23 protein-coding genes are annotated in these 18,382 nt (G+C 62.1%); 20 read left to right on the top strand and 3 right to left on the bottom strand.

Annotation, left to right across the window (positions count from 1 at the left end; genetic code table 11):
- Positions 1–35: 35 nt before the first annotated feature.
- The 19 genes from PQB87_RS10875 to PQB87_RS10785 are packed head-to-tail and all read left to right on the top strand — an operon-like array spanning position 36 to position 15,221.
- Entirely contained in the window at positions 36–800 is a 765-nt protein-coding gene (locus PQB87_RS10875) for a hypothetical protein (RefSeq protein WP_489241737.1), read from the top strand.
- A 12-nt stretch (positions 801–812) separates the two neighbouring features.
- On the top strand, positions 813–1,568 hold the full coding sequence (locus PQB87_RS10870) for a hypothetical protein (RefSeq protein WP_489241735.1): 756 nt from the start codon (positions 813–815) through the stop codon (positions 1,566–1,568).
- Between the two features lie 16 nt (positions 1,569–1,584).
- Positions 1,585–3,000 (top strand): N4-gp56 family major capsid protein, encoded by a 1,416-nt coding sequence (locus PQB87_RS10865; protein WP_489241733.1) that lies wholly within the window; start codon positions 1,585–1,587, stop codon positions 2,998–3,000.
- 10 nt (positions 3,001–3,010) lie between these two features.
- On the top strand, positions 3,011–3,526 hold the full coding sequence (locus PQB87_RS10860) for a hypothetical protein (protein WP_489241731.1): 516 nt from the start codon (positions 3,011–3,013) through the stop codon (positions 3,524–3,526).
- A 23-nt stretch (positions 3,527–3,549) separates the two neighbouring features.
- The gene (locus PQB87_RS10855; protein WP_489241729.1) at positions 3,550–3,975 is read left to right on the top strand and encodes a hypothetical protein; all 426 of its coding nucleotides are present in this window, start codon (positions 3,550–3,552) and stop codon (positions 3,973–3,975) included.
- Positions 3,976–3,977: 2 nt separating this feature from the next.
- Positions 3,978–4,682: a hypothetical protein gene (locus PQB87_RS10850; RefSeq protein ID WP_489241727.1), complete on the top strand. Its 705-nt coding sequence runs from the start codon at positions 3,978–3,980 to the stop codon at positions 4,680–4,682.
- A gap of 4 nt (positions 4,683–4,686) precedes the next feature.
- On the top strand, positions 4,687–6,306 hold the full coding sequence (locus PQB87_RS10845) for a hypothetical protein (RefSeq protein ID WP_489241725.1): 1,620 nt from the start codon (positions 4,687–4,689) through the stop codon (positions 6,304–6,306).
- Between the two features lie 2 nt (positions 6,307–6,308).
- On the top strand, positions 6,309–7,082 hold the full coding sequence (locus PQB87_RS10840) for a glycine-rich domain-containing protein (RefSeq protein ID WP_489241723.1): 774 nt from the start codon (positions 6,309–6,311) through the stop codon (positions 7,080–7,082).
- 2 nt (positions 7,083–7,084) lie between these two features.
- Entirely contained in the window at positions 7,085–7,315 is a 231-nt protein-coding gene (locus PQB87_RS10835) for a hypothetical protein (protein ID WP_489241721.1), read from the top strand.
- A gap of 9 nt (positions 7,316–7,324) precedes the next feature.
- On the top strand, positions 7,325–7,543 hold the full coding sequence (locus PQB87_RS10830) for a hypothetical protein (RefSeq protein WP_489241718.1): 219 nt from the start codon (positions 7,325–7,327) through the stop codon (positions 7,541–7,543).
- Positions 7,540–8,022: a glycoside hydrolase family 108 protein gene (locus PQB87_RS10825; protein WP_489241716.1), complete on the top strand. Its 483-nt coding sequence runs from the start codon at positions 7,540–7,542 to the stop codon at positions 8,020–8,022. Before PQB87_RS10830 ends, PQB87_RS10825 begins: the two co-directional genes overlap by 4 nt.
- Entirely contained in the window at positions 8,022–8,420 is a 399-nt protein-coding gene (locus PQB87_RS10820) for a 3TM-type holin (RefSeq protein WP_105818585.1), read from the top strand. Before PQB87_RS10825 ends, PQB87_RS10820 begins: the two co-directional genes overlap by 1 nt.
- Positions 8,417–8,980, top strand: a complete 564-nt coding sequence (locus tag PQB87_RS10815) for an aspartyl/asparaginyl beta-hydroxylase domain-containing protein (RefSeq protein ID WP_489241714.1) — start codon at positions 8,417–8,419, stop codon at positions 8,978–8,980. Before PQB87_RS10820 ends, PQB87_RS10815 begins: the two co-directional genes overlap by 4 nt.
- Positions 8,977–9,264 (top strand): cupin domain-containing protein, encoded by a 288-nt coding sequence (locus tag PQB87_RS10810; RefSeq protein ID WP_489241712.1) that lies wholly within the window; start codon positions 8,977–8,979, stop codon positions 9,262–9,264. Before PQB87_RS10815 ends, PQB87_RS10810 begins: the two co-directional genes overlap by 4 nt.
- A gap of 3 nt (positions 9,265–9,267) precedes the next feature.
- Positions 9,268–10,311 (top strand): hypothetical protein, encoded by a 1,044-nt coding sequence (locus tag PQB87_RS10805; RefSeq protein WP_489241710.1) that lies wholly within the window; start codon positions 9,268–9,270, stop codon positions 10,309–10,311.
- Positions 10,312–10,314: 3 nt separating this feature from the next.
- Positions 10,315–11,790 (top strand): hypothetical protein, encoded by a 1,476-nt coding sequence (locus tag PQB87_RS10800; RefSeq protein ID WP_489241708.1) that lies wholly within the window; start codon positions 10,315–10,317, stop codon positions 11,788–11,790.
- Positions 11,790–13,346 carry a hypothetical protein gene (locus PQB87_RS10795; RefSeq protein WP_489241706.1) on the top strand — a complete coding sequence of 519 codons (1,557 nt, stop codon included), beginning with the start codon at positions 11,790–11,792 and terminating at the stop codon, positions 13,344–13,346. Before PQB87_RS10800 ends, PQB87_RS10795 begins: the two co-directional genes overlap by 1 nt.
- Entirely contained in the window at positions 13,343–14,686 is a 1,344-nt protein-coding gene (locus tag PQB87_RS10790) for a phosphoribosylglycinamide synthetase C domain-containing protein (protein WP_489241704.1), read from the top strand. The genes PQB87_RS10795 and PQB87_RS10790 overlap by 4 nt, the downstream gene beginning before the upstream one ends.
- Before the next feature lie 13 nt (positions 14,687–14,699).
- Positions 14,700–15,221, top strand: coding sequence for a hypothetical protein (locus PQB87_RS10785; protein ID WP_489241702.1), 522 nt, complete (start codon positions 14,700–14,702; stop codon positions 15,219–15,221).
- On the opposite strand, the gene PQB87_RS10780 is transcribed toward PQB87_RS10785, so the two are convergent.
- Positions 15,157–15,690 (bottom strand): hypothetical protein, encoded by a 534-nt coding sequence (locus tag PQB87_RS10780; RefSeq protein WP_489241700.1) that lies wholly within the window; start codon positions 15,688–15,690, stop codon positions 15,157–15,159. The genes PQB87_RS10785 and PQB87_RS10780 overlap by 65 nt on opposite strands.
- Positions 15,691–16,342: 652 nt before the next feature.
- Here PQB87_RS10780 and PQB87_RS10775 point away from each other — a divergent pair.
- A complete protein-coding gene (locus PQB87_RS10775; protein WP_489241698.1) occupies positions 16,343–16,810 on the top strand; it encodes a hypothetical protein in 468 nt (155 codons plus the stop codon).
- 103 nt (positions 16,811–16,913) lie between these two features.
- Here the strand turns inward: PQB87_RS10775 and PQB87_RS10770 are convergent, their stop codons facing one another.
- Together PQB87_RS10770 and PQB87_RS10765 are read right to left on the bottom strand one after the other, a co-directional pair.
- Positions 16,914–17,144 carry a hypothetical protein gene (locus tag PQB87_RS10770; RefSeq protein WP_021160392.1) on the bottom strand — a complete coding sequence of 77 codons (231 nt, stop codon included), beginning with the start codon at positions 17,142–17,144 and terminating at the stop codon, positions 16,914–16,916.
- Positions 17,145–17,257: 113 nt separating this feature from the next.
- Positions 17,258–18,367: a histone deacetylase-like amidohydrolase gene (locus PQB87_RS10765; protein ID WP_021160393.1), complete on the bottom strand. Its 1,110-nt coding sequence runs from the start codon at positions 18,365–18,367 to the stop codon at positions 17,258–17,260.
- Positions 18,368–18,382: the final 15 nt, after the last annotated feature.

The raw sequence follows: 18,382 nt of genomic DNA, 5'->3' as shown, positions 1-18,382 counted from the left end.
GATATCGCGCAATTTATGTGCGCTGAAAGCTGATTATGACAGTCGCCCTCCAAACCGTCCCTCCGCAGACAACAGTTAGAGACATCATCACGCTCGCGCTTAAGACTGCGAACGTGCTTGGCGTGGGGCAGGCTGCGTCGCCAGAGGACATGACGGATTCGTTTCGGCTGCTGAACATGCTGATGGCGCAGCTCCAACGGCGCCGTTACATGATCTATCAGCTAATAGACGTAGGTAGAGGCGGGAAACCGATATACAAATTGCGCAACCCTGATCAGGAGATCATCGTGCGCAAAACCGTTCTGGCCCGAGTGATTGGCCTCATCTTCCCGGCCATCGGGCCGGGGCAGACCCCCAACATCCCGATGCTCGGCGCGTTGCCGGATCAGGTTGGTCTGGGGAACGCGATTCTCGGCATCAATCCGCTGCAGGAAGCGATCTACAACGCAGACGCTGCGACGGCTTCGAAAACGCTGCCTGCTACCGAAATCTGCGGCGCGGCCCAGTGTTTCCTCGCATTCACCGGAACGTTTGGTGCGGGCGGCGCGATCACGCTGCCGACGGTGGCCAACCTGGTCGCTGCGCTTCCGGCCGCCGTTCAGTCCAATCCGGTCGGCATCACGTGGCAGCTTCGAGTGATCAACGTCGGCACCACGCAGACACTGACCATGACGACGAATACCGGCTGGACGCTGGGCGGCACGATGACCCTCGCGACGGCCACCTTCCGTGACTTCGTGGTCACCATCACCAGCGCGACGACTGCGAGCCTGCAGAACGTCGGTTCCGGTACGCCGTAAGGAAATGACGCAATGAGCACACTCCTGCAGCGACTTCTCGGCTTTCTGTTTCCCGGCGTCGATGACGCTAATCCTTCGGATCCTGGCGGCGATGCTGGGGGCGGTGACGCTGGCGGTGATGATGCTGGCGGCGGTGATTCTGGTGCTGGCGATCACGCTGCTGATGTTCCGGAGGACGATTTCGATTTCGATTTCGTTGAGCCGGCAGCGCCTGCTCGCCGCGGAACAACGGAAGCCGAACGACTCGCAGCACTCGAAGCAGAAGTAGAGCGCCGCGGTCGCATGGTCGATTCGCGCGCACCGGTTGCGCCGTCGGTCGATCGCGATTTCGAAGCAGAAGGGGCGCGCCTGCGGGATCCGAATCTGGATCCGATGGAGCGCTGGCAGATTCAGTCGAACCGTACGCTGCGCCAGAGCCAACAGGCCGCGCAAGCTGCGTTGTTCCAAGCTCAGGATCTCCGCGACCAGACGCTGTTTGAATCGAAGATCGCAAGCGACCCGCATCGCTCGCGCTATCGCGAGCGCGTCGAGCAGGCCGTTCAGGACGAGCGCCGTGCTGGTCGGAACGCTTCACGAGAGGCCGTCTACTACTACATGCTCGGCAAGGACATCGCGGACGGCAAGCTGAAGCCGAAGGCCAAGCCGAAAGCTCCCGCTGCCGACGTTCCGCGAGGCAAGACGCCGGGCGTGCGCTCGACGGTACCGGCCGGCCGCGGGCAAACCGAACACCAGAAGCGCGCCGCGCGTCTGGCCGACGTGAACATCTGACCAGCACGAGGACACCATGCTGACGAAAATTTTGGCCCTCCTGACGGGCCTCATGTTCCCCGGGGTGACGAACCAGTCGTCGAGCTTCACGGCTGACGTCGAAGCGTACATCCAGGAAGAAGTCGAGCCGCTCGCACGACGCCAACTGGTTGCGTATCAGTTCGGCAAACCGCTCAAGCTCGACACGAACCGCGGCACGACGTACACCGCATCGCGCTACCAGCGCCTGCCGCTTCCGTATGCGCCACTGCAAGAAGGCGTCGCGCCTCCGGGTGAAGCAATGACGCTGCAGCAGGTCAGCGCGACCGCGCAGCAGTGGGGCGATCGCGTCATCATTACGGACGTGGCGAACCTCACGATCAAGCACCCGCTGTTCCAGCAAGCATGCGAACTGGTGTCGCTGCAGATGCCGGAAACACTCGAGCGCAACACGCTCAATACGCTGCTGTCCGCGCCGCAGGTGAACTACGCCGGCGGCGCCGCAAACCGCGCTGCTCTGACGGCATCGAACGTGATGTCGCCGCACGAGTCGAACCGCCTGTTCGCGTCGATGGCTGCGTACGGCGTGCCGCGCTTCAACGGCGACGAGCGCGAAGACATGATGATCGAGGCGGGCGCGTATCGCGACCCGTCGCAAACGCCGCGCGTGAAGCAGCACTACGTCGCGTTGATCAGCCCGTTTTCGGCGCAGGACATGCGCGAGAACACTTCGGTCCAGCAAGCCTGGGCCTACAGCGACGTCAACCGACTCTATAACAACGAGCTCGGTGATTTCGGCGGCATCCGTTTCTGCGAAACGAACATGATGCCGTACTGGACGGGTGCAGCCGCGGTCAACGGCTCCGCGTCGGCGTCCGGAGGCCAATTGGCAACCGGCACGTATTACATCCAGGTCACCGCCGCTCCCGCGCTCACGTCGGTCGAGCAGACGATTTACCAGGTTTCGTCGTCGATCAGCGTGACGGGCCCGACCGGCTCGATCTCGGTAACGCTGCCGTCATTCCCGAACTACGTGTTTAACGTCTACATCGGCACGACCACCAGCCCGGCGAACCTCGCCACGGCGATTGGCAACGGCGTGCCGGTGACCGGCGTGCTCGCCGGCCAAGCGACGCAGCTACAGCCGAACCAAACGATCACGCTGACCGGCGTCGGCGTCTCGCAGGTACCGCCGGCCGCGCCGGCAACCGGCGTCTCGGTATTCCCGGTGCTTTTCATCGGCAACCACAGCTATGGCCAGGTGCTGCTCGAGAACCCCGAGTTCCACTACCTGACCGGCGCCGACAAGTCGGATCCGCTGAATCAGACACGGGTCGTGTCGTGGAAGGTGTTCTACGGTTCGATCCTGCTAAACACGGCCTTCCTGGCCCGTGTCGAATGCGGCTCCGCATTCGCGCCGGGCTATCAGGGCGGTACCGTGACCACCCCGTAAGGAGTAACTGATGGCCGCACGTAACTCGCAGGAGCCGGGAAAACCGGTTCCTGAGTTGACTCACGCCGGCGAATTGCTCGGCGATACCGCACCGATTGAGGAAAGCCGCGAAGCGCTGCTCGAACGCATCAAAGCGCTCGAAGCCGAAAACGCCAAGCTGGGCGCAGCGAAGGACATCGCCGAAGAAGAATCGGCGCGCCTGTCCGCGCAGGCCCAATCGTCTCTTCTGACATCGGGTGTCGTCGAGCGCTTCGCCGGCAAGGCCGAGGATGGCGAGACGGATCTCTGGTGGTACCGCATCGATCTCGCCCCGTGCGGTGGCGAACACCTGAAGATCAACGGCACGCCGTTCCTGCACGGCCACACATACAAGTTCGACACGGACACCCTGCGCTCGATCAAGGAAATGGTCGCGCGCACCTGGGTCCACGAGAACGACATCAATGGCCACGCATTCAATCCGTATCGGCAAGCACAGAACAAGGTGCTCGGAGGCGGACCTGTGCCGGCTTGGGCACGATCGTAATTCACCACTCAGAAAGGAAGACCATGTCGCAAGCCTCTCAGGAAGTTACGGCTGCAACGGTGATCGGAAACTTCACGATCACTCTCCCGGCGCCAAACCAGGCGCAACTCTCGGCCAGCGGATATCTGGTCGAGGGCGAATCGAAGGATTCCCTCGACGGCCGTATGGACATGGTGCGTGAAGCGCTCCAACGTCAACAGCGCATGCTCGAAATCCCGATCCTCGAAGCTCATATCGAACAGTGGGAAAAGGCGCGCGATGATGTCGCACGCTCGTATGCGGATCTGCTCGAACGGCAGAACGCGAAGAGCACCGGAAAGCCCGGCGCGAAGGCGCTGTCCAGCCAGGAGCAGGCGAACCTGAAAAACGCTCCGCAACAGCTGAAGGGCATCGAGACCGAACTCGAAAAGGCGCGCAAGAAGATTGCGGACGCGCGCGCAGGTGCCTGATCATGGCCTACCTCCAGGCCCAACAAATCGTCGCGCGCGCATGCGCGATTGCAAAAGCTCCTGGTTGGCTCTTGCAAGGCGGCGTCTATCTGAACATGGTCCTGGAGGATCTCTGGCTACATCGTGACCTGAAGATCAATCGGATCGTCGAGTTCGTGACGGTGCAAGCGAACAACTACGGTCCGTTCATGTTGCCGTTGAACTACCTGAGAACGTACGACCTGTTCTTCCAACAGAACAATCTGCCGTATTTCCTGCACCCGATTTCTCCGGAAGAGTGGGACCAGGAATTCAAAGACCCCTCGATCGCGAACTACCCATACGAGTTCATGACGCTGCTGAACGACGAGACGACAGCGCAGGCTAACAACTCGGCGGGGCAGCTCTTCATCTATCCGCAGTCGTCCGGTCAGATCGTTCTGACTCACCGGTACATGGTGAAGCAGCCGGATATCACGACGCCTGAAACGTCGACGGTGATCCCGTGGTTCCCGGACCAGAATTACCTGATCAAGGCCACAGCAGCCGAGCTGATGAGCGAGACTGACGACGTCCGTCAGGAATCGTTCCGCGCTCAGTGCGAGGCAATGCTACGCACGCACCTGATCATGGAGGGCGACGAACAACAAGTCGTCAAGTCGGTACGGCTCGATCCGCGGCGTTTCCACACGAACCGCACGCTGAAGCCGACGAAGATCACGGACTAGCGCCATGGCGATCCGCAACGCGAAGCCGATCCGCTTCACGCCGAAGGGCCTTTGCGATGCGTTCGACGCAACGGACGCTTTCGCTGGCGCGTGCCAGCTTCTGACGAATCTCGTATTCGATCAAGGGAACCCCGAAATCATTGTCGGCAGGCCTGGAGTAGGCGCCGCTGTTACGAATTTCAGTGGCTTTACGGCGCCTACATTCGTCTCGGTTTATACCGTGATTGGCAACGTAGCGTACGGTATGGTATCGAGCGGACGCAACGCCGGATTCGATGAACCGTTCGCGTACAACGTCGCAACGAACTCGTTCATTACGATTAGTGGCGTGACATCGGGAAACGTCCCGTCATCTCCAACGACCAGTGGCGTCTGGACGCCGCCCACCATTGCAGTTGTAGGCACGAAGATTTTGATTACGCACCCAGGTTTTAGCGGAACGGGATCGAACTTCTTTGGCGTGATTGACATTGCAACGCCAGCTACGCCCGCGTGGTCCTCGTCGAATTTGGCTACCAATCCGCTGACAGCGGTGCCGACGTCGGTTGCGAATTTCAACAATCGCGCATGGTTTGCGGTTGGAAATACGCTCGGATTCAGTGACCCACTGAATCCTCTGACTCGCACGAACGCAACTCAAGCCGTGACGGTTGGCGACACGACACCGATTACCGCACAGTCGGGCCTGCCGATTCAGACCACGACTGCCGGCGTAATCGGCGCCTTGGTCGTGTTCAAGGCGAGTCAGGTCTGGCAGATTACGGGCGACCCGACGACGAACAATCTGGCATTGAACTACATTTCGCTGACGACTGGCTGTATCGCGCCGCGCAGCATTGTGCAGGGCCCATTCGGCATCTTCTTTGCTGGCGTCGACGCTCCATACATCCTGAATTTTCTCGGCACGCTGGTGCCGCTGTCGAGCCGGCCTGGAACGGATTTTCCAGCCGATCTGCAGGTGCCGTTCCAGAATGCGACCCAGGCTTCTCGAATCAGCGCATCGTTTGCCGGAAACATCTATCGGGTGTGCGTACCCACGTTGATTCAGGGCATCCAACAGACGAACGACTACTGGTACGACATTCGGCGTAAGCGCTGGACCGGTCCCCATTCATTCGCCTATGACTGTGCCTCGCAATATGGAGAGTCGTTCGTATTGTCGAGCGCGTCTCAGGGTGCTGCGTTGTTTGTCAGCACGACAATCCCCTCGTCTAACTCGAGTTATCTGGATGCCGGTGCGCCATTCATGTGCCACTTGCGGTCGAGCGATTTCCCGAAGACCGGCCACATGCAACAGATACAGGTCGTCGAATCGACGATCGAACTCGGAGCGACTGGTAATCCGATCGTCTTCAATCTGACTGCGCTGAACGACCAGAACAACACGATTACGTCTACGTTTGTGAAAACCCCGTCATCGGGAGCGGTGTGGAACGCGTTCCAGTGGGGGCAGGCGAACTGGTCATCGAACGCCAACATCGCTCATGTGTATTCGGTTCCGTGGCCGATCGCTCTTGTCTTTCAGAAAATGTCCCTGGATGTGACGGTCACGCCAGTCAACGAAATCCTAATCGGCACTTTCTTCGCCCGGTATCAGGACGCCGGCTACACGAATCAGGGGTGACCATGTCCAACATCATCGGGACTCTTCCCGCCAACCTACAGAACGGAACGAACGCAGATGCGTCGCAGGTCATGGCGAACCTGAACTTCATCGTCAATCAGGTCAACGCAAACGCGACGCCGAACGGAACTACCTCGCCCGGTTCTTTCTTGAAGGTCCAGATTTTTACGGCGTCCGGATCCTATACACCGACTGCCGGCGCGACCAAAGCCATCGTCGAAGCGGTCGGTGGGGGCGGTGGTGGCGGCGCGGCCGCGGCTACGAATTCGGCTCAATGGTCATGCGGTGGCGGTGGTTCATCCGGTTCCTACGGAAAGATCTATATCTCGTCCGGCCTCGCTGCGCAAACCGTCACGGTTGGTGCTGGGGGCGTCGGCGCAGTGGGTGCGAATGGCGGCGCGGGTGGACAAACGAGCTTTGGAGCGTTGTTGGTTTGCCCGGGGGGGCCGGGTGGAGGCCAGAGCGCGACTGGCGGTGCGGGCGGCCCCGGAATCTTTGTAGCCCAAGCCGCCGCCGCCGCCGGCCCTTCGGGAAGCGGGTTGTTTCTGGTTTCGACAACCGGCGGGAGTGGATTGGCATCTTTTGCGTTGCCGAATTACACCATCGGTGGCGATGGCGGATCCAATCCATTGGGGCAAGGAGGATCAGGGAATTTTGGATCTTCTGCCACTGGGTACGGGGCGGGCGGCGCCGGCGCCAACAATTTCGCATCACAACCAGCGCGCGCCGGGCTAAACGGAGCCGGAGGTGTGGTCTTCGTCTTCGAATTCGAGTAGCGATGGGAAACAGAACCACAATTCCACCACCACTTGGGGAAACCATGGGAAACCGGACTCTTACCGAAGACGACGTCAAGGCGATTGCCGCGCAGATCGAAAGCGGCATCACCCAGCGTTTCCAGCTCAATGTCGGACGCGGAATTCTCGGTCTGGCGTGGCGCGTTTTCATGTACGCCTTGGTTGCCGTCGCCGCCTATGGAGCGGGTGGCGGCCTGAAGAAATTCTTCTAGGAGATGGGCATGCTCGAATCGATCAAATCCGCCGTTGAGGCACGTTTCCAGGCGCTCGCGAATGAAGGCCGTGCTTTTGTCGACAAGGTCGAGGAAATCGTGGGTCTCGGCAACGCTGCAAGGGAACTCAGCGATCTCGAATTGCGCATGACGACGATCGTCAACGATACCGAGGCCACCGCTGAGCAGAAGGTCGAACAGATCTTGCGCGCGGTAGGCAAGCTGTGAGCAGCTTCGACGACGCTTTCGAAGCCCTGATGGGTAACGAAGGCGGGTATTCGAACAACCCCGCCGACCCTGGCGGAGAGACGATGTGGGGCATCACGGCCCGCGTCGCTCGCGCGAACGGATACGGTGGGGACATGCACGCACTGGCGCAGGCGACCGCGAAGCAGATCGCGAAGCGGGTCTACTGGGATCCGTACTACTGCGACCAGTTTGACCCACGTGTGGCCTTCCAGGTATTCGACGCCGCATATAACGGGGGCTTGCCGGTGACGTGGCTGCAGCGTGCTGCAGGTCTGGAACCGGACGGTCGTATCGGACCGGTCACGATCGCGAAAGTGAACGCGACTGAGCCTCTGCGCATCGTCTCGCGTTTCCTTGCTTACCGGCTGAAGTATCTCGCTGACCTGCACAACTGGCCGGCGTTCAGCCATGGGTGGGCGAACCGCATCGCCAACAACCTTTTGAAGGGAGCCGCGTGATGGGATTCCTCGATCCGATTTCCGCAGTCTCCGACGTCGTCGGGAAGATCATCGATCGCGTCTGGCCGGATCCGGCGCAGGCTGCCGCGGCGAAACTTCAGTTGCTTCAACTTCAACAGACGGGCGAGCTCGCACAGATCACCGGCCAGATGCAGATCAATCAGGCCGAAGCGCAGAGCACCGATCCGCTACAACATTGGCGCGGCGGAATGGGCTGGGTGTGCGTATGTGGATACGCCTGGAACTTCGTTCTGCGCCCGGCGATGAGTGACATTTCTGCGCTTTTCGGGCATCACATCGTTCTGACGGAAATGGATCTGACGCAGCTCGCCACGATCACGATCGGCATGCTCGGTCTTGGTGGCATGCACGTTTATCAGCAGGTCAAAGGCAAATGAACAATCTCGTCCGGATCGCCGCTGGCATTGACACCGCGCCGCTGTTGCTTGCCATCGCTCGGCAGCCAGGCCTTTGGAATCGCCATACCGCACGTACTACAGCGGAGGGCAGTCCGCACGCCGACGTGTCGGATATCTGGCTGCGCTACAACGACGAGAAGCCGTACAAGGCGGCGGGCGACTATACCGGGTTCAACGACGCGCACGATGCGATCTTCTACCCGGAGTGGTACGCGCTTCCGCAGGTGCGCCCGATTGTGTTCGGTCTGATGACGCGCGTCGAAGGTACACGCCTGGGCGGAATCCTCATCACGAAAGTGCCGGCCGGGAAGCGCATCCTTCCCCATGCAGATGATAGCTGGCATGTGAAGCACTACAACACGAAGCTATATGTGCCGCTGCAGACGAACCCGAAATGCATGAACCGTGTCGAGGATGACGTCGTCGTGATGGCTCCGGGTGACGTCTGGTACTTCGACAACACGAAGGAGCACGAGGTGGTGAACGATGGCGACGATGATCGAATCACGCTGATCGTGTCGATTCGGTGCGAGAAATGACCATCAAACATCACTTCACTGCCGGCGGCGTGTACGCGCGTGAGCAGACGCTGCGCGCGGGCGAAGAAGTGCGGAAGCACGTGCACGACTACGACCATTTGAGCTACCTCGCGCATGGAACGGCGATGCTCGACGTCGACGGCGAATTGAGCGTGCTGCATGGCCCATGCATGCTTGAAGTGAAAGCAGGTCGAGAGCATCGCATCTCCGCTCTGACTGATCTGACGTGGCTCTGCATTCACGCTGAGAGCGCGGCGGATCCCGAAACCTTGATGAAGGGGTGAACCATGCCATTTGCTGCGGTTGCTGGCGGTCTGGCCGCAGGCGTTGGCGGCTCGCTCGTCTCCGGACTGATGTCCCCCGGTACGTCGGGGGGTAACAGCGGAGGTAGCTATTACGTCCCGACGGGATTGACCAGCGCCGATCAAACGTGGCAGAGCCTGCTCTCCAATCTCAACTGGTATTCCCAGAACACACCGTTGAATCAGTACGGACTCGACTCGCTGCAGGACGGAATGACTGCATTGAGCCGGTACGCTCCTGGGTACCAGAACGCAGCGAATGCTGCGGGCGCCGGCTATACCAACGCCGGGAACGCGCTAACGAATCTCGGGAATCTCGATCTCGCAACACAGCGGCAACTGCTTGGTGCAGGGCAGAACGTCTACAACCTGGGATTGGATCCGCAGAACGCTCTCTATGCCCGCACGGTGCAGCAATTGCAGGATCAAACGGGAGTGACGAACTCAATGTATGGTCTGGGTTCGTCCGCCGCAGGCGCCGGCGTGGCGAATCAGGCGCTGTCGAATTTCAATATCGACTGGCAGAACAACCAGCTGTCGCGTGCTTTGCAGGGCTTGCAGGGCTACACCGGCGCGGCGAATACGGCGGGCAGCTACGGGCAGGCCGGTGCCAATGCGCTCACGCAAGCACCGCAATACACGCTGGCCGGCGGGGCTTTGCCGTTCAACGTCTCGCAATCTCTCGCCGCGGTACCGGGGCAACTCGCCGATACGTACGGTTCGTTCATGAATCGGAACATCTACGGTCCGGCGGAAGGAATCATGTCGTCGATCATTCCGTACATGAACTACGGGCAGGGCGCACAGCAGGTGCCGTTCCAAAGCCAGGCGCAAGGGGCTGGCGCCGCCGGGAGTCTCGTATCCCAAGGGATTCAGGGAATTGGAAACGCCATCCAGAACGCAGGCGGCTTCGGCAACTTCTTCAATGGGACGACGGGTTCTTTCGGTGGTGGTGATTTCAGCGGCGCATTCAATGCGAACCCGTACTACTCGGGCGGCGGGAATTCGTACGGTTTCACGATGGGGTAAGCCATGGCCGGACTCGCAGGGCTTCCATATTTCCTTCAATACCAGAAGCAGGCTCAGGACGAAGCGTTGCAGCGTCAGTATGCGCAGATTCAGCTCGCCCAGTTCCAACAGGCGCAGCAAGATCGGCAGCGGCAGCAGGCCGCACTGACAGCTGCGGGCAATGCACTACCGCAGCTGATCGCAGGTCAGCAGCAGCCAGCGCAGATGACGCCCCCGCCACAAGCGCCGAATCCGGGCCAACCTTCCGCGCCGGCGCAGTCGGTCGCTGCGGGCGGAACTTCGGGCCAGGTGCCGCCGCTTCCCCCAGGGATGCCTCCGGGCATGAGTACTGGCGCGCCCGGCAAACCGCCGCTGCTCCCTTTCCAGCCCATGCCGACGGCAGGAGGGCCTGCTCAGCCCGCGCCGTCCCAGATCCCCGCACCACCGGCAGCGCCGTCCATCCCTCAGCAACTGGGGGGGCCGCTTACGCTCGACAGTGCGATCAAGGTCCTGAAGGACCAAGGCTTATCCGGTGCAGATCTGATGATGGGCTTGCAGCAGCTGACACCCATCCTCGACTCGCAAGCAAAAGGGCAGGCGGCGCAGATCCAGCAACAGTTCACGCGTCAGTTGCAGCTTGCGCAATTGCAGGAGCGCTATGACTCGCTGCATCAGCGTGCCGAGGACAACGCGCTGAATCGTGAAGACCGTCGACAGGCGCGCGCCGAGTCGAATGCCCTACGCGCAGAATCCATCGCCCTCCGCCGGCAGTCGATCGCCATGGCAAACGGAGACGATGCGAAATTCTCGGCGGAAGACCTGAAGTTCCTGGCCGAACAGGCGCGCGCCGGTGATACATCCGTCTACCAGAACCTCGGTCGCGGTGCGCAGGGCGCGAAGAACATCATCGCGCTGCGTCGTGAAGTGATGCGGCAGGAGCGCGAAGCGGGCGGAACCGGCGCGGATATCGCCGCCGCGAACGCCGGCTTCCAGGGCGAGAAGGCGGCCGCGCGGACGGGCGCCACGCGCGCAGCGAACATCGGCATGGCCGTCGCGGAAGCGCAGAAGACTTTCCCGCTCGTGCGCGAAGCGTCAGCCGCACTGCCGCGCACCGAATTTCCGGGCGTGAACCGCGCGATGCAGGCGGCCCAAACGGGCACCGGCGACCCCCGTATCGTTGCGCTCGGCACCGCACTGAACACGTCGGTGAACGCCTACGCTCGCGCGATCAGCCCGACCGGCGTGCCCACGGTGTCCGACAAGGAGCATGCGCGTGAACTGCTGTCTACCGCCAGCACGCCCGAGCAACTCAACGCGGTGCTGTCGATGATGGAAAAGGAAATGTCCGCGGCGCGCCAGGCGCCGACCGAAGTGCAGGCACAGCAGAAGGCGCGCATCTCGGGTCGCGGCGAGGGCGCTCCCGCTGTCGGCACGGTCGAGGGCGGATACCGGTTCAAGGGCGGCGATCCGTCTAAACAAAGCAACTGGGAGAAGATGTAATGGCCGGCCCGTGGGAAAAATACGCGCAGGACACGGCCGCATCCGCTACGGGGCCGTGGGATAGGTACGGCGCCGCACCGGCGCCGCGCGACCCCGTCTCGCCTCTCGAGCGCCTTCCGCCTGATAGCGCGACACCGATCACGATGCCGCAGCATGCCGACACCATCGCGGAGCGCCTGCTCGGACTGGGTAAGAGCGCAGTCGGGCTCGGGGAGGCCGGGCTGTCGGCCGCAACCGGCGCATTGGCCGCGCCGGTGGGTGCTGCATACGGCATCCGCAAGACTCTGACGAGCGGCAAGTACGGCACGCAGCAGGGCATCGAGGAAGGTGACCGGGCGGGCGCCGCGCTGGCCAGCAAGCTGACGTATCAGCCGCGCACCGAGGCCGGCCGGAACGACGTCGAGGCGCTCGGCCAGATGATGGATGCCAGCAAGCTCGCGGGTCTGCCCGTGGAAGGGCCGATGCTCTCGCGGATCCCGGAAGTGCCGCGCGGCGTACTGGCGACCGGGGAAGGCGCGAGTGGCGCCGCACGTGCCGGCACGCAGGCAGCTGGCCGAGGCGCCGCGCGTGCCGCTGCTCGCGCGTTTCCGGAAGTCGATCCGGAAACGCTGCGGCTCGCACGCGAGGCCCACCAGATGGGCTTCCGCTTCCGGCCGGACCAGATGTACGAGAATAAATTCGGGCGCATCGCCGGGCAGCTCTCGTCGGACGTGCCGTTCTCTGGCGAGACGTCGGGCGCGAATCAGCGCGTGTTCAACCAGCGCTTGATCCAGGCGATCGGGGGCGAAGGCGACAAGCTGACGCGCTCGGTGTACGCCAACGCGATGAAGAAGTCGGGAACCGAGATCGACGCGATCACGGCCGCGCACAGCATCCCCGTCGACAACGCATTCCTGAACCGTCTGCAGCGCGCCAAGGGAAACCAGCTGCCGGAAGTGCAGGGCGTCGTGCAGGGGTATATCGACGACCTGGAGGCGCTGGCCGGTTCTCGCCAGACGCTCGCGGGCGGCGGAGCGACGTCAGCCGCTCGGCAGCTGCCTGGCGCGAAGCTGCGCCCGTTCCTGACCAAGCTGAAGTCGACGATCCGTAGCACGTCGAACGGCGATTTGCGGCATGCGCTGAGCGACCTGCAGGGCGAAATCGAAGATGCATTCCTGCCGCAGTTGTCGCCGGACGAGGCTGCACGCTACGCGAACGCGCGCCGACAGTATGCGATCGGGAAGACGATCGAGCCACTCGTGGCGAAATCCCCGGGCGGCAACATCAGCCCGAAGGCGCTGATGGGCGCGGCCACGTCGAACGCATTTGGCAAGCGGGCGATGGCAATGGGCCAGGGCGGTGAGCTCGGCAAGCTGGCGGACATCGGCTCGCTGTTCCTGCGTGAGCCGGGTACGTCGAACACGGCCGAGCGCGGCATCGTGGCCGGTCTGCTCGGCGGTGCCGGTTTCGGGGTCAACCCCGCCGCAGCGGCCGTGCCTTGGGCCGCTGCGAATCTGTACAACCGCGCCGGCCCATCCATCACCGAGCAACTTCTACAGCGACCGCCTGCCCAATGAGAATTCTCGCGATCGACGTCGGTTCGAACTGCCTTGATTGGCTGATGCGCTGCCAGGAGTGGGGGCACCAGGTTCTCTGGTACGACAAGCCGCGCGCGGACGGTACTGATCGGCATGCGGGAGAGGGCTTCGTACCGAAGATTCGCGACTACGACGAGTTGCGCCGGAAGTGGCTCGGCTGGGCTGACCTGATCTACACGCCCGACAACGTGTCGTATCTCGAGATGCTCGAGCCGTACCGCCGGATCGGATACCCGATCTATGGCTGCAACCTGGCCGCCGTGGAGTGGGAGCTGGACCGTGAGGCTGGGCAGAAGGTCATGGAGGAGTGCGGGATGCGCATCATCCCGGGCAAAACGTTCCACGACTACGATTCTGCGATCGCCTACGTGAAGAAACAGGGCAAGGCGTTTGTGTCGAAGCCGTCCGGCGACGGCGAGCGTGCGATGTCCTACGTCGCTGACAGCGCGGCCGACATGGTCTACATGCTCGGCCGGTGGAACAAAATCGACAAGTACCGGTCGGCGGCACGCAAGGACGGCTTCATCCTGCAGGAGAAGATCAGCGGCATCGAGATGGCCGTGGGCGGCTTCTTCGGTCCGGACGGCTGGTCGCGCGGCTGGGTCGAGAACTGGGAAAACAAGAAGCTGATGAATGGCGACCTCGGTGTGAACACCGGTGAGATGGGCACCACGGTGCGAGTCGTCCGACAGTCGAAGCTGGCCGACGAGGTGCTGAAGCCCGCCACGGAGCACCTGAAGCGAATCGGGTACGTCGGGTACGTCGACGTGAACTGCATGATCCCGGCCGACGGGAAGGGCCCGTATCCGCTCGAGTGGACGATGCGCGATGGCTGGCCGATCCGACACAACCTGACCGCGCTGATCGAGGGCGACCCGGCTCAGTGGATGGCCGACAAAATCCAGGGCCGCGACACGCTGAAGATCCGCGTGGACGAGGTGTGCATCTCGGTCCTGATGGCGCTGCCCGACTTTCCGTACTCGAAGATCACGAACAAGGAGCTGTGCGGAATCCCGATCTACGGGGCCGAGGACATGGAGCACCTGCACTTCTCCGAGGTCATGATGGGCACGGCGCCGCGCGAGGTGAACGGCAAGGTGGTCGATCTCCCGGGCCCGGTGACGGCCGGCGACTACGTGCTGATCGCGACGGGTACCGGCGAGACGATCACCGGCGCTCGCCGGTCTGCGTATAGTGCGATCAAGAAGGTGAAGATCCCGAATAGCCCGTTCTACCGGACGGACATCGGTGTCGGCAGGTTGAAGAAGCAACTGCCCGAACTACAGCAGATGGGTTACGCGAAAGGGCTGAGCTACTGAAATGAGACGATCTATGCGTGCCGGTTTGATCTCTGAGGATACGATCAAGATCGCCTTGACAGAGGCTAAGGGGGACATATTCTTAGCTGCGTCGACGCTCGACTGCACAGCTCATGAGCTCGATGGATACATCCGTGCTTCAGCCGAACTCCAGGGATTTGCCGCAGCGATCGAAAAGGTCAAGATCGATCCAGCGTACTCGCGCATGAGTAGCGAGCAGTTCGACGCTCGAGTAGCGGATCTCACGCGCGCATACAAGGTTGTCGGCCTCGAGGAGCTTCACGGTCTAGCCACCATTGACCATAAGGACAGTGCGGCGATGGCCAAGGTCAAGCTGCAGGCTGCGATCGCATTGCGTGGCGGCGAACAACGCGCCGTCGGTGATCGAGAGATCGAGCACGCTCTGTCTGAGCTCAACCAGCTGTATCACGCAAATGCCCCTCGCATCAAAGAAATCCGCCAGACTGTCGTTAAGCTTGAAGATGGTCGGGAAGCGACTCAACAAGTGATCGAACTTCAGCAAGATGCTCAATAGCGGCTGTACGTTTGCGTTCGAGCACGTCCCAATCAGGTTCTTCGCGTCGATAGACCTGCCACTTTGTCATTGAGATGTGTCCCAGGCGCGCCATCTCCTTGACAGCGGCTTTGTGACCTTCCTCCCGGATGTTCTTCTTGAGCTCGGTACGTCCGCTTGCAATCCAGTTCCAGGCGGGCAACAAACCAGGCGCGTCAGGGGCGAGCCGCGGACGCATTTCCCATTCCTCGGCTGGCTTCAGACTCTTGCGCATGTAGGTCACCCGCTGGCGAGCGATGCCGGTCTCGGATTCGAGTTGTTCATCGGTCAGCCGCCGCCCGTGGCATGCGTTCCAAATCGCGCGAAGATCTGCCGCACTCGGTGTGCGCAGATCGATGCATTCCTCGTGTACGCGCCACGTATGGGGGACAGGAATCACCGTGTATTCCGATGTATTGGAGTGAGAGCGGATCAATCGCTCCATTGTCATCGGACATTCCACGAATACGAGCACATCGGCTGGACCAGCTCGGTCGGAATACGTGTACCGATCCAGAAGTACGCCTCCGCTGTCTTGCCACCTTGCCAACTGTCCATCGCTCGCGCGGTCCCACCACGCCCACATGTAGACTGGGAGATCAGCAATGGTGGCACTGTTGAAAAACACGGGCTTGATCGTCGTATACCCTCGATTTACGAGGATGTGCGTATAGCCATTGAACGCTTTGCGGATCGATTGGCCGACGTCACTGGTCGCTAGGTATCGCACGTGCGCACCCGTTAAATCGACTCGCGCTGCAAGCTGCGGACGAGTATGGCGGCGTCACGACGGATCTCGATCGGGATGTGCTTGTTTGCGACCAATTCGCGAACGAACTTCCCGAGGAGAATGACGGCCGACACGTCACTTCGAATCGGCTCAGTGCTACATGTTGGTTCGCCACCACACTGCTTTTCGTTTCGCATATGATTTCCCCACACATTGAGTCGGATCACGGTCCTGAATTACAGTTAAATTGTCTGGGGGCATATATGGGGGCATTCGTATAATACGAACTCGCTGAATCCCTTCGAAATCAAGGCAAGATGCGACTAATGTGGATCCGGCCTCAGCACCAGAAGTCGAACATGCACTCGTCAGGGTGCTGTTCCCGAAAAAGCGCTGCCGGTCGGCTGACCGGCAGCGCTTTTTTGTTGATGCCTGTCTTGTTCGCGGACGTGCAGCCCGTACGAGGAGCGCACCCTCAAATTCGGCCGCATGTAATATCGTCAGCGCGATCGAATACAGGAAGTACGACAACACCGAGGGGCCGCCGATGAAAAACACCGTACGCATCACGATTTCCGTTCTGGCGCTGATGCTGGCCGCGCCGGCTTTTGCCAATACACCTGCCGACAACGTCGCATGGAGCGCCAGGCCGCTGCACGCGGCTGCATCGACGTCGGCGTGCTCTGCGTACTCGGGGCGGGTGATGTCGGGCGGCGAGTCGCTGTCGACCGAAAACGTGCTGAAAGCGCTCGGCACGTCGCTGGCCGGCGCCGTGCTGGGCGCCGTCACCGGAGGGTATCAGGGCGCGGTCTCCAATCCGTGCCCGCGTCCCGGCCTGTGACCGGCGCGCAGGCGAGTCGAGGGGCTCGCCGCGTTTTCCAGAACAAGCCCGACGAAGCGCCGCGCGTCACCCGACTCGCGGCGCTTCGCCGTTTCAGGCGCGTCTACTCCCAGAAACTCCGGATCGCGACCGCCACGATCACCGGCACCGAAAAAACCAGCGGGATCGCGAAATACTGCGCTTCGCGATCGACGATCCAGCTATAGATCACCCACGCCGCGCCGAGCGCGAACGTGATGAGGCCGACCGTCACGGCGGCGATGTTCAGGGCCAGCTTCGAAGGCTGGCGGCGCGTCTTGGCATCGTCATTGTTGTCGCGCGGGGACGATTTCATCGGAAGAGTACGGCTTCGGGCCGGAACGGGGATAAAGGCACAGGAGACCCCATCCGCTCCGATCGCGCAAGAGGGCCGCCGCCCGCCGGCCCCGGCGCATTCGTCAGCGCGCATTACAACCCGAACGACGCCGCCAGCTCGTCGAGCAGCCCGCGCTGGAACGCGATGAACCGCTCGCCCGGCTGCTGCGCGATCGCGAGGTCGAGCATCGGATCGGCGACGTCGGTACGAATGCCGGCCAGTTCCTCGACGATCGCGAGCCCGCAGAACGGCACGTATGCCTCCGAATAGCCGCCTTCGTGAACGATCACGAGCCGCCCGCCGCAATGGCGCTGCGCGGCATCCTTCACCGCACGCGTCATGAACCGGTAGCTGTCGGTATGCAACTGCATGCGCGCGAGCGGATCGACCGCGCTCGCGTCGAGGCCGCTGGCGACGACGATCAGCTCGGGCCGGAAACGCGCGAGCGCCGGCAGCACGATCCGCTCGAACGCGTAGCGATAGGCATCGTCGCCGCTGCCCGCGAGCAGCGGCACGTTCAGGTTCGCGCCGACGCCCGCGCCTTCGCCGCGATCGTCCGCGCCGCTATAGCCGGGCGGGAAACAGCGGTCCTGGTGCAGCGAGATCGTCAGCGTGTCCGGATCGTCGTAGTAGATCGACTGCGTGCCGTTGCCGTGATGCACGTCCCAGTCGATCACCGCGACGCGCTCGATGCCGTGTTTCGCGCGGGCGGCCTCGATCGCGATCGGGATGTTCGCCAGCATGCAGAAGCCCATCGGGCGATCGCGCAGGCAGTGGTGACCGGGCGGCCGCGACAGCGAGAACGCGTTGGCCGCGCGCTCGCCGACGACCGTATCGACGGCCGCGATCGCAAGGCCGGCAGACAGCGCGGCGATCTCGTAGCTACCTTTGCCGAATGGCGCGAGATCGCCGAGGTCGCCGCCGTTCGCGTCGCTCAGTGCGCGGAACGCATCGAGATAGTGCGCGGGATGAATGCGCAGCAGGTCGGCGGTCGTTGCCGGTTCGGCGCCGCGCAGGTCGAGCTGCGCGGCCAGGCCCGAGGCCTGCACGAGCGACAGGAAACGGCGCTTCGAATCGGGCGATTCCGCGTAGCCCGCGCTCGACGGCGGCTGGACCCAGCCGCCGACCGGGAAGAACAGCGCATGCGTGCCGCCGGTGTGCCAGAAAGTGCGTTCGTCGGTGAAAAAGGCAGTGCGATTCATGGATGTGCGAGACCT

The sequence above is a fragment of the Burkholderia sp. KL41 genome (assembly GCF_057005415.2).
This window is presented reverse-complemented; position numbering and strand designations above follow the sequence as displayed.

Excerpts from the sequence above, each read along its gene's own strand:
- PQB87_RS10875 (WP_489241737.1), top strand. The coding sequence starts at position 36 with ATGACAGTCGCCCTCCAAACCGTCCCTCCGCAGACAACAGTTAGAGAC.
- PQB87_RS10870 (WP_489241735.1), top strand. The coding sequence starts at position 813 with ATGAGCACACTCCTGCAGCGACTTCTCGGCTTTCTGTTTCCCGGCGTC.
- PQB87_RS10865 (WP_489241733.1), top strand. The coding sequence starts at position 1,585 with ATGCTGACGAAAATTTTGGCCCTCCTGACGGGCCTCATGTTCCCCGGG.
- PQB87_RS10860 (WP_489241731.1), top strand. The coding sequence starts at position 3,011 with ATGGCCGCACGTAACTCGCAGGAGCCGGGAAAACCGGTTCCTGAGTTG.
- PQB87_RS10855 (WP_489241729.1), top strand. The coding sequence starts at position 3,550 with ATGTCGCAAGCCTCTCAGGAAGTTACGGCTGCAACGGTGATCGGAAAC.
- PQB87_RS10850 (WP_489241727.1), top strand. The coding sequence starts at position 3,978 with ATGGCCTACCTCCAGGCCCAACAAATCGTCGCGCGCGCATGCGCGATT.
- PQB87_RS10845 (WP_489241725.1), top strand. The coding sequence starts at position 4,687 with ATGGCGATCCGCAACGCGAAGCCGATCCGCTTCACGCCGAAGGGCCTT.
- PQB87_RS10840 (WP_489241723.1), top strand. The coding sequence starts at position 6,309 with ATGTCCAACATCATCGGGACTCTTCCCGCCAACCTACAGAACGGAACG.
- PQB87_RS10835 (WP_489241721.1), top strand. The coding sequence starts at position 7,085 with ATGGGAAACAGAACCACAATTCCACCACCACTTGGGGAAACCATGGGA.
- PQB87_RS10830 (WP_489241718.1), top strand. The coding sequence starts at position 7,325 with ATGCTCGAATCGATCAAATCCGCCGTTGAGGCACGTTTCCAGGCGCTC.
- PQB87_RS10820 (WP_105818585.1), top strand. The coding sequence starts at position 8,022 with ATGGGATTCCTCGATCCGATTTCCGCAGTCTCCGACGTCGTCGGGAAG.
- PQB87_RS10815 (WP_489241714.1), top strand. The coding sequence starts at position 8,417 with ATGAACAATCTCGTCCGGATCGCCGCTGGCATTGACACCGCGCCGCTG.
- PQB87_RS10810 (WP_489241712.1), top strand. The coding sequence starts at position 8,977 with ATGACCATCAAACATCACTTCACTGCCGGCGGCGTGTACGCGCGTGAG.
- PQB87_RS10805 (WP_489241710.1), top strand. The coding sequence starts at position 9,268 with ATGCCATTTGCTGCGGTTGCTGGCGGTCTGGCCGCAGGCGTTGGCGGC.
- PQB87_RS10800 (WP_489241708.1), top strand. The coding sequence starts at position 10,315 with ATGGCCGGACTCGCAGGGCTTCCATATTTCCTTCAATACCAGAAGCAG.
- PQB87_RS10795 (WP_489241706.1), top strand. The coding sequence starts at position 11,790 with ATGGCCGGCCCGTGGGAAAAATACGCGCAGGACACGGCCGCATCCGCT.
- PQB87_RS10790 (WP_489241704.1), top strand. The coding sequence starts at position 13,343 with ATGAGAATTCTCGCGATCGACGTCGGTTCGAACTGCCTTGATTGGCTG.
- PQB87_RS10785 (WP_489241702.1), top strand. The coding sequence starts at position 14,700 with ATGCGTGCCGGTTTGATCTCTGAGGATACGATCAAGATCGCCTTGACA.
- PQB87_RS10780 (WP_489241700.1), bottom strand. The coding sequence starts at position 15,690 with ATGACAATGGAGCGATTGATCCGCTCTCACTCCAATACATCGGAATAC.
- PQB87_RS10770 (WP_021160392.1), bottom strand. The coding sequence starts at position 17,144 with ATGAAATCGTCCCCGCGCGACAACAATGACGATGCCAAGACGCGCCGC.
- PQB87_RS10765 (WP_021160393.1), bottom strand. The coding sequence starts at position 18,367 with ATGAATCGCACTGCCTTTTTCACCGACGAACGCACTTTCTGGCACACC.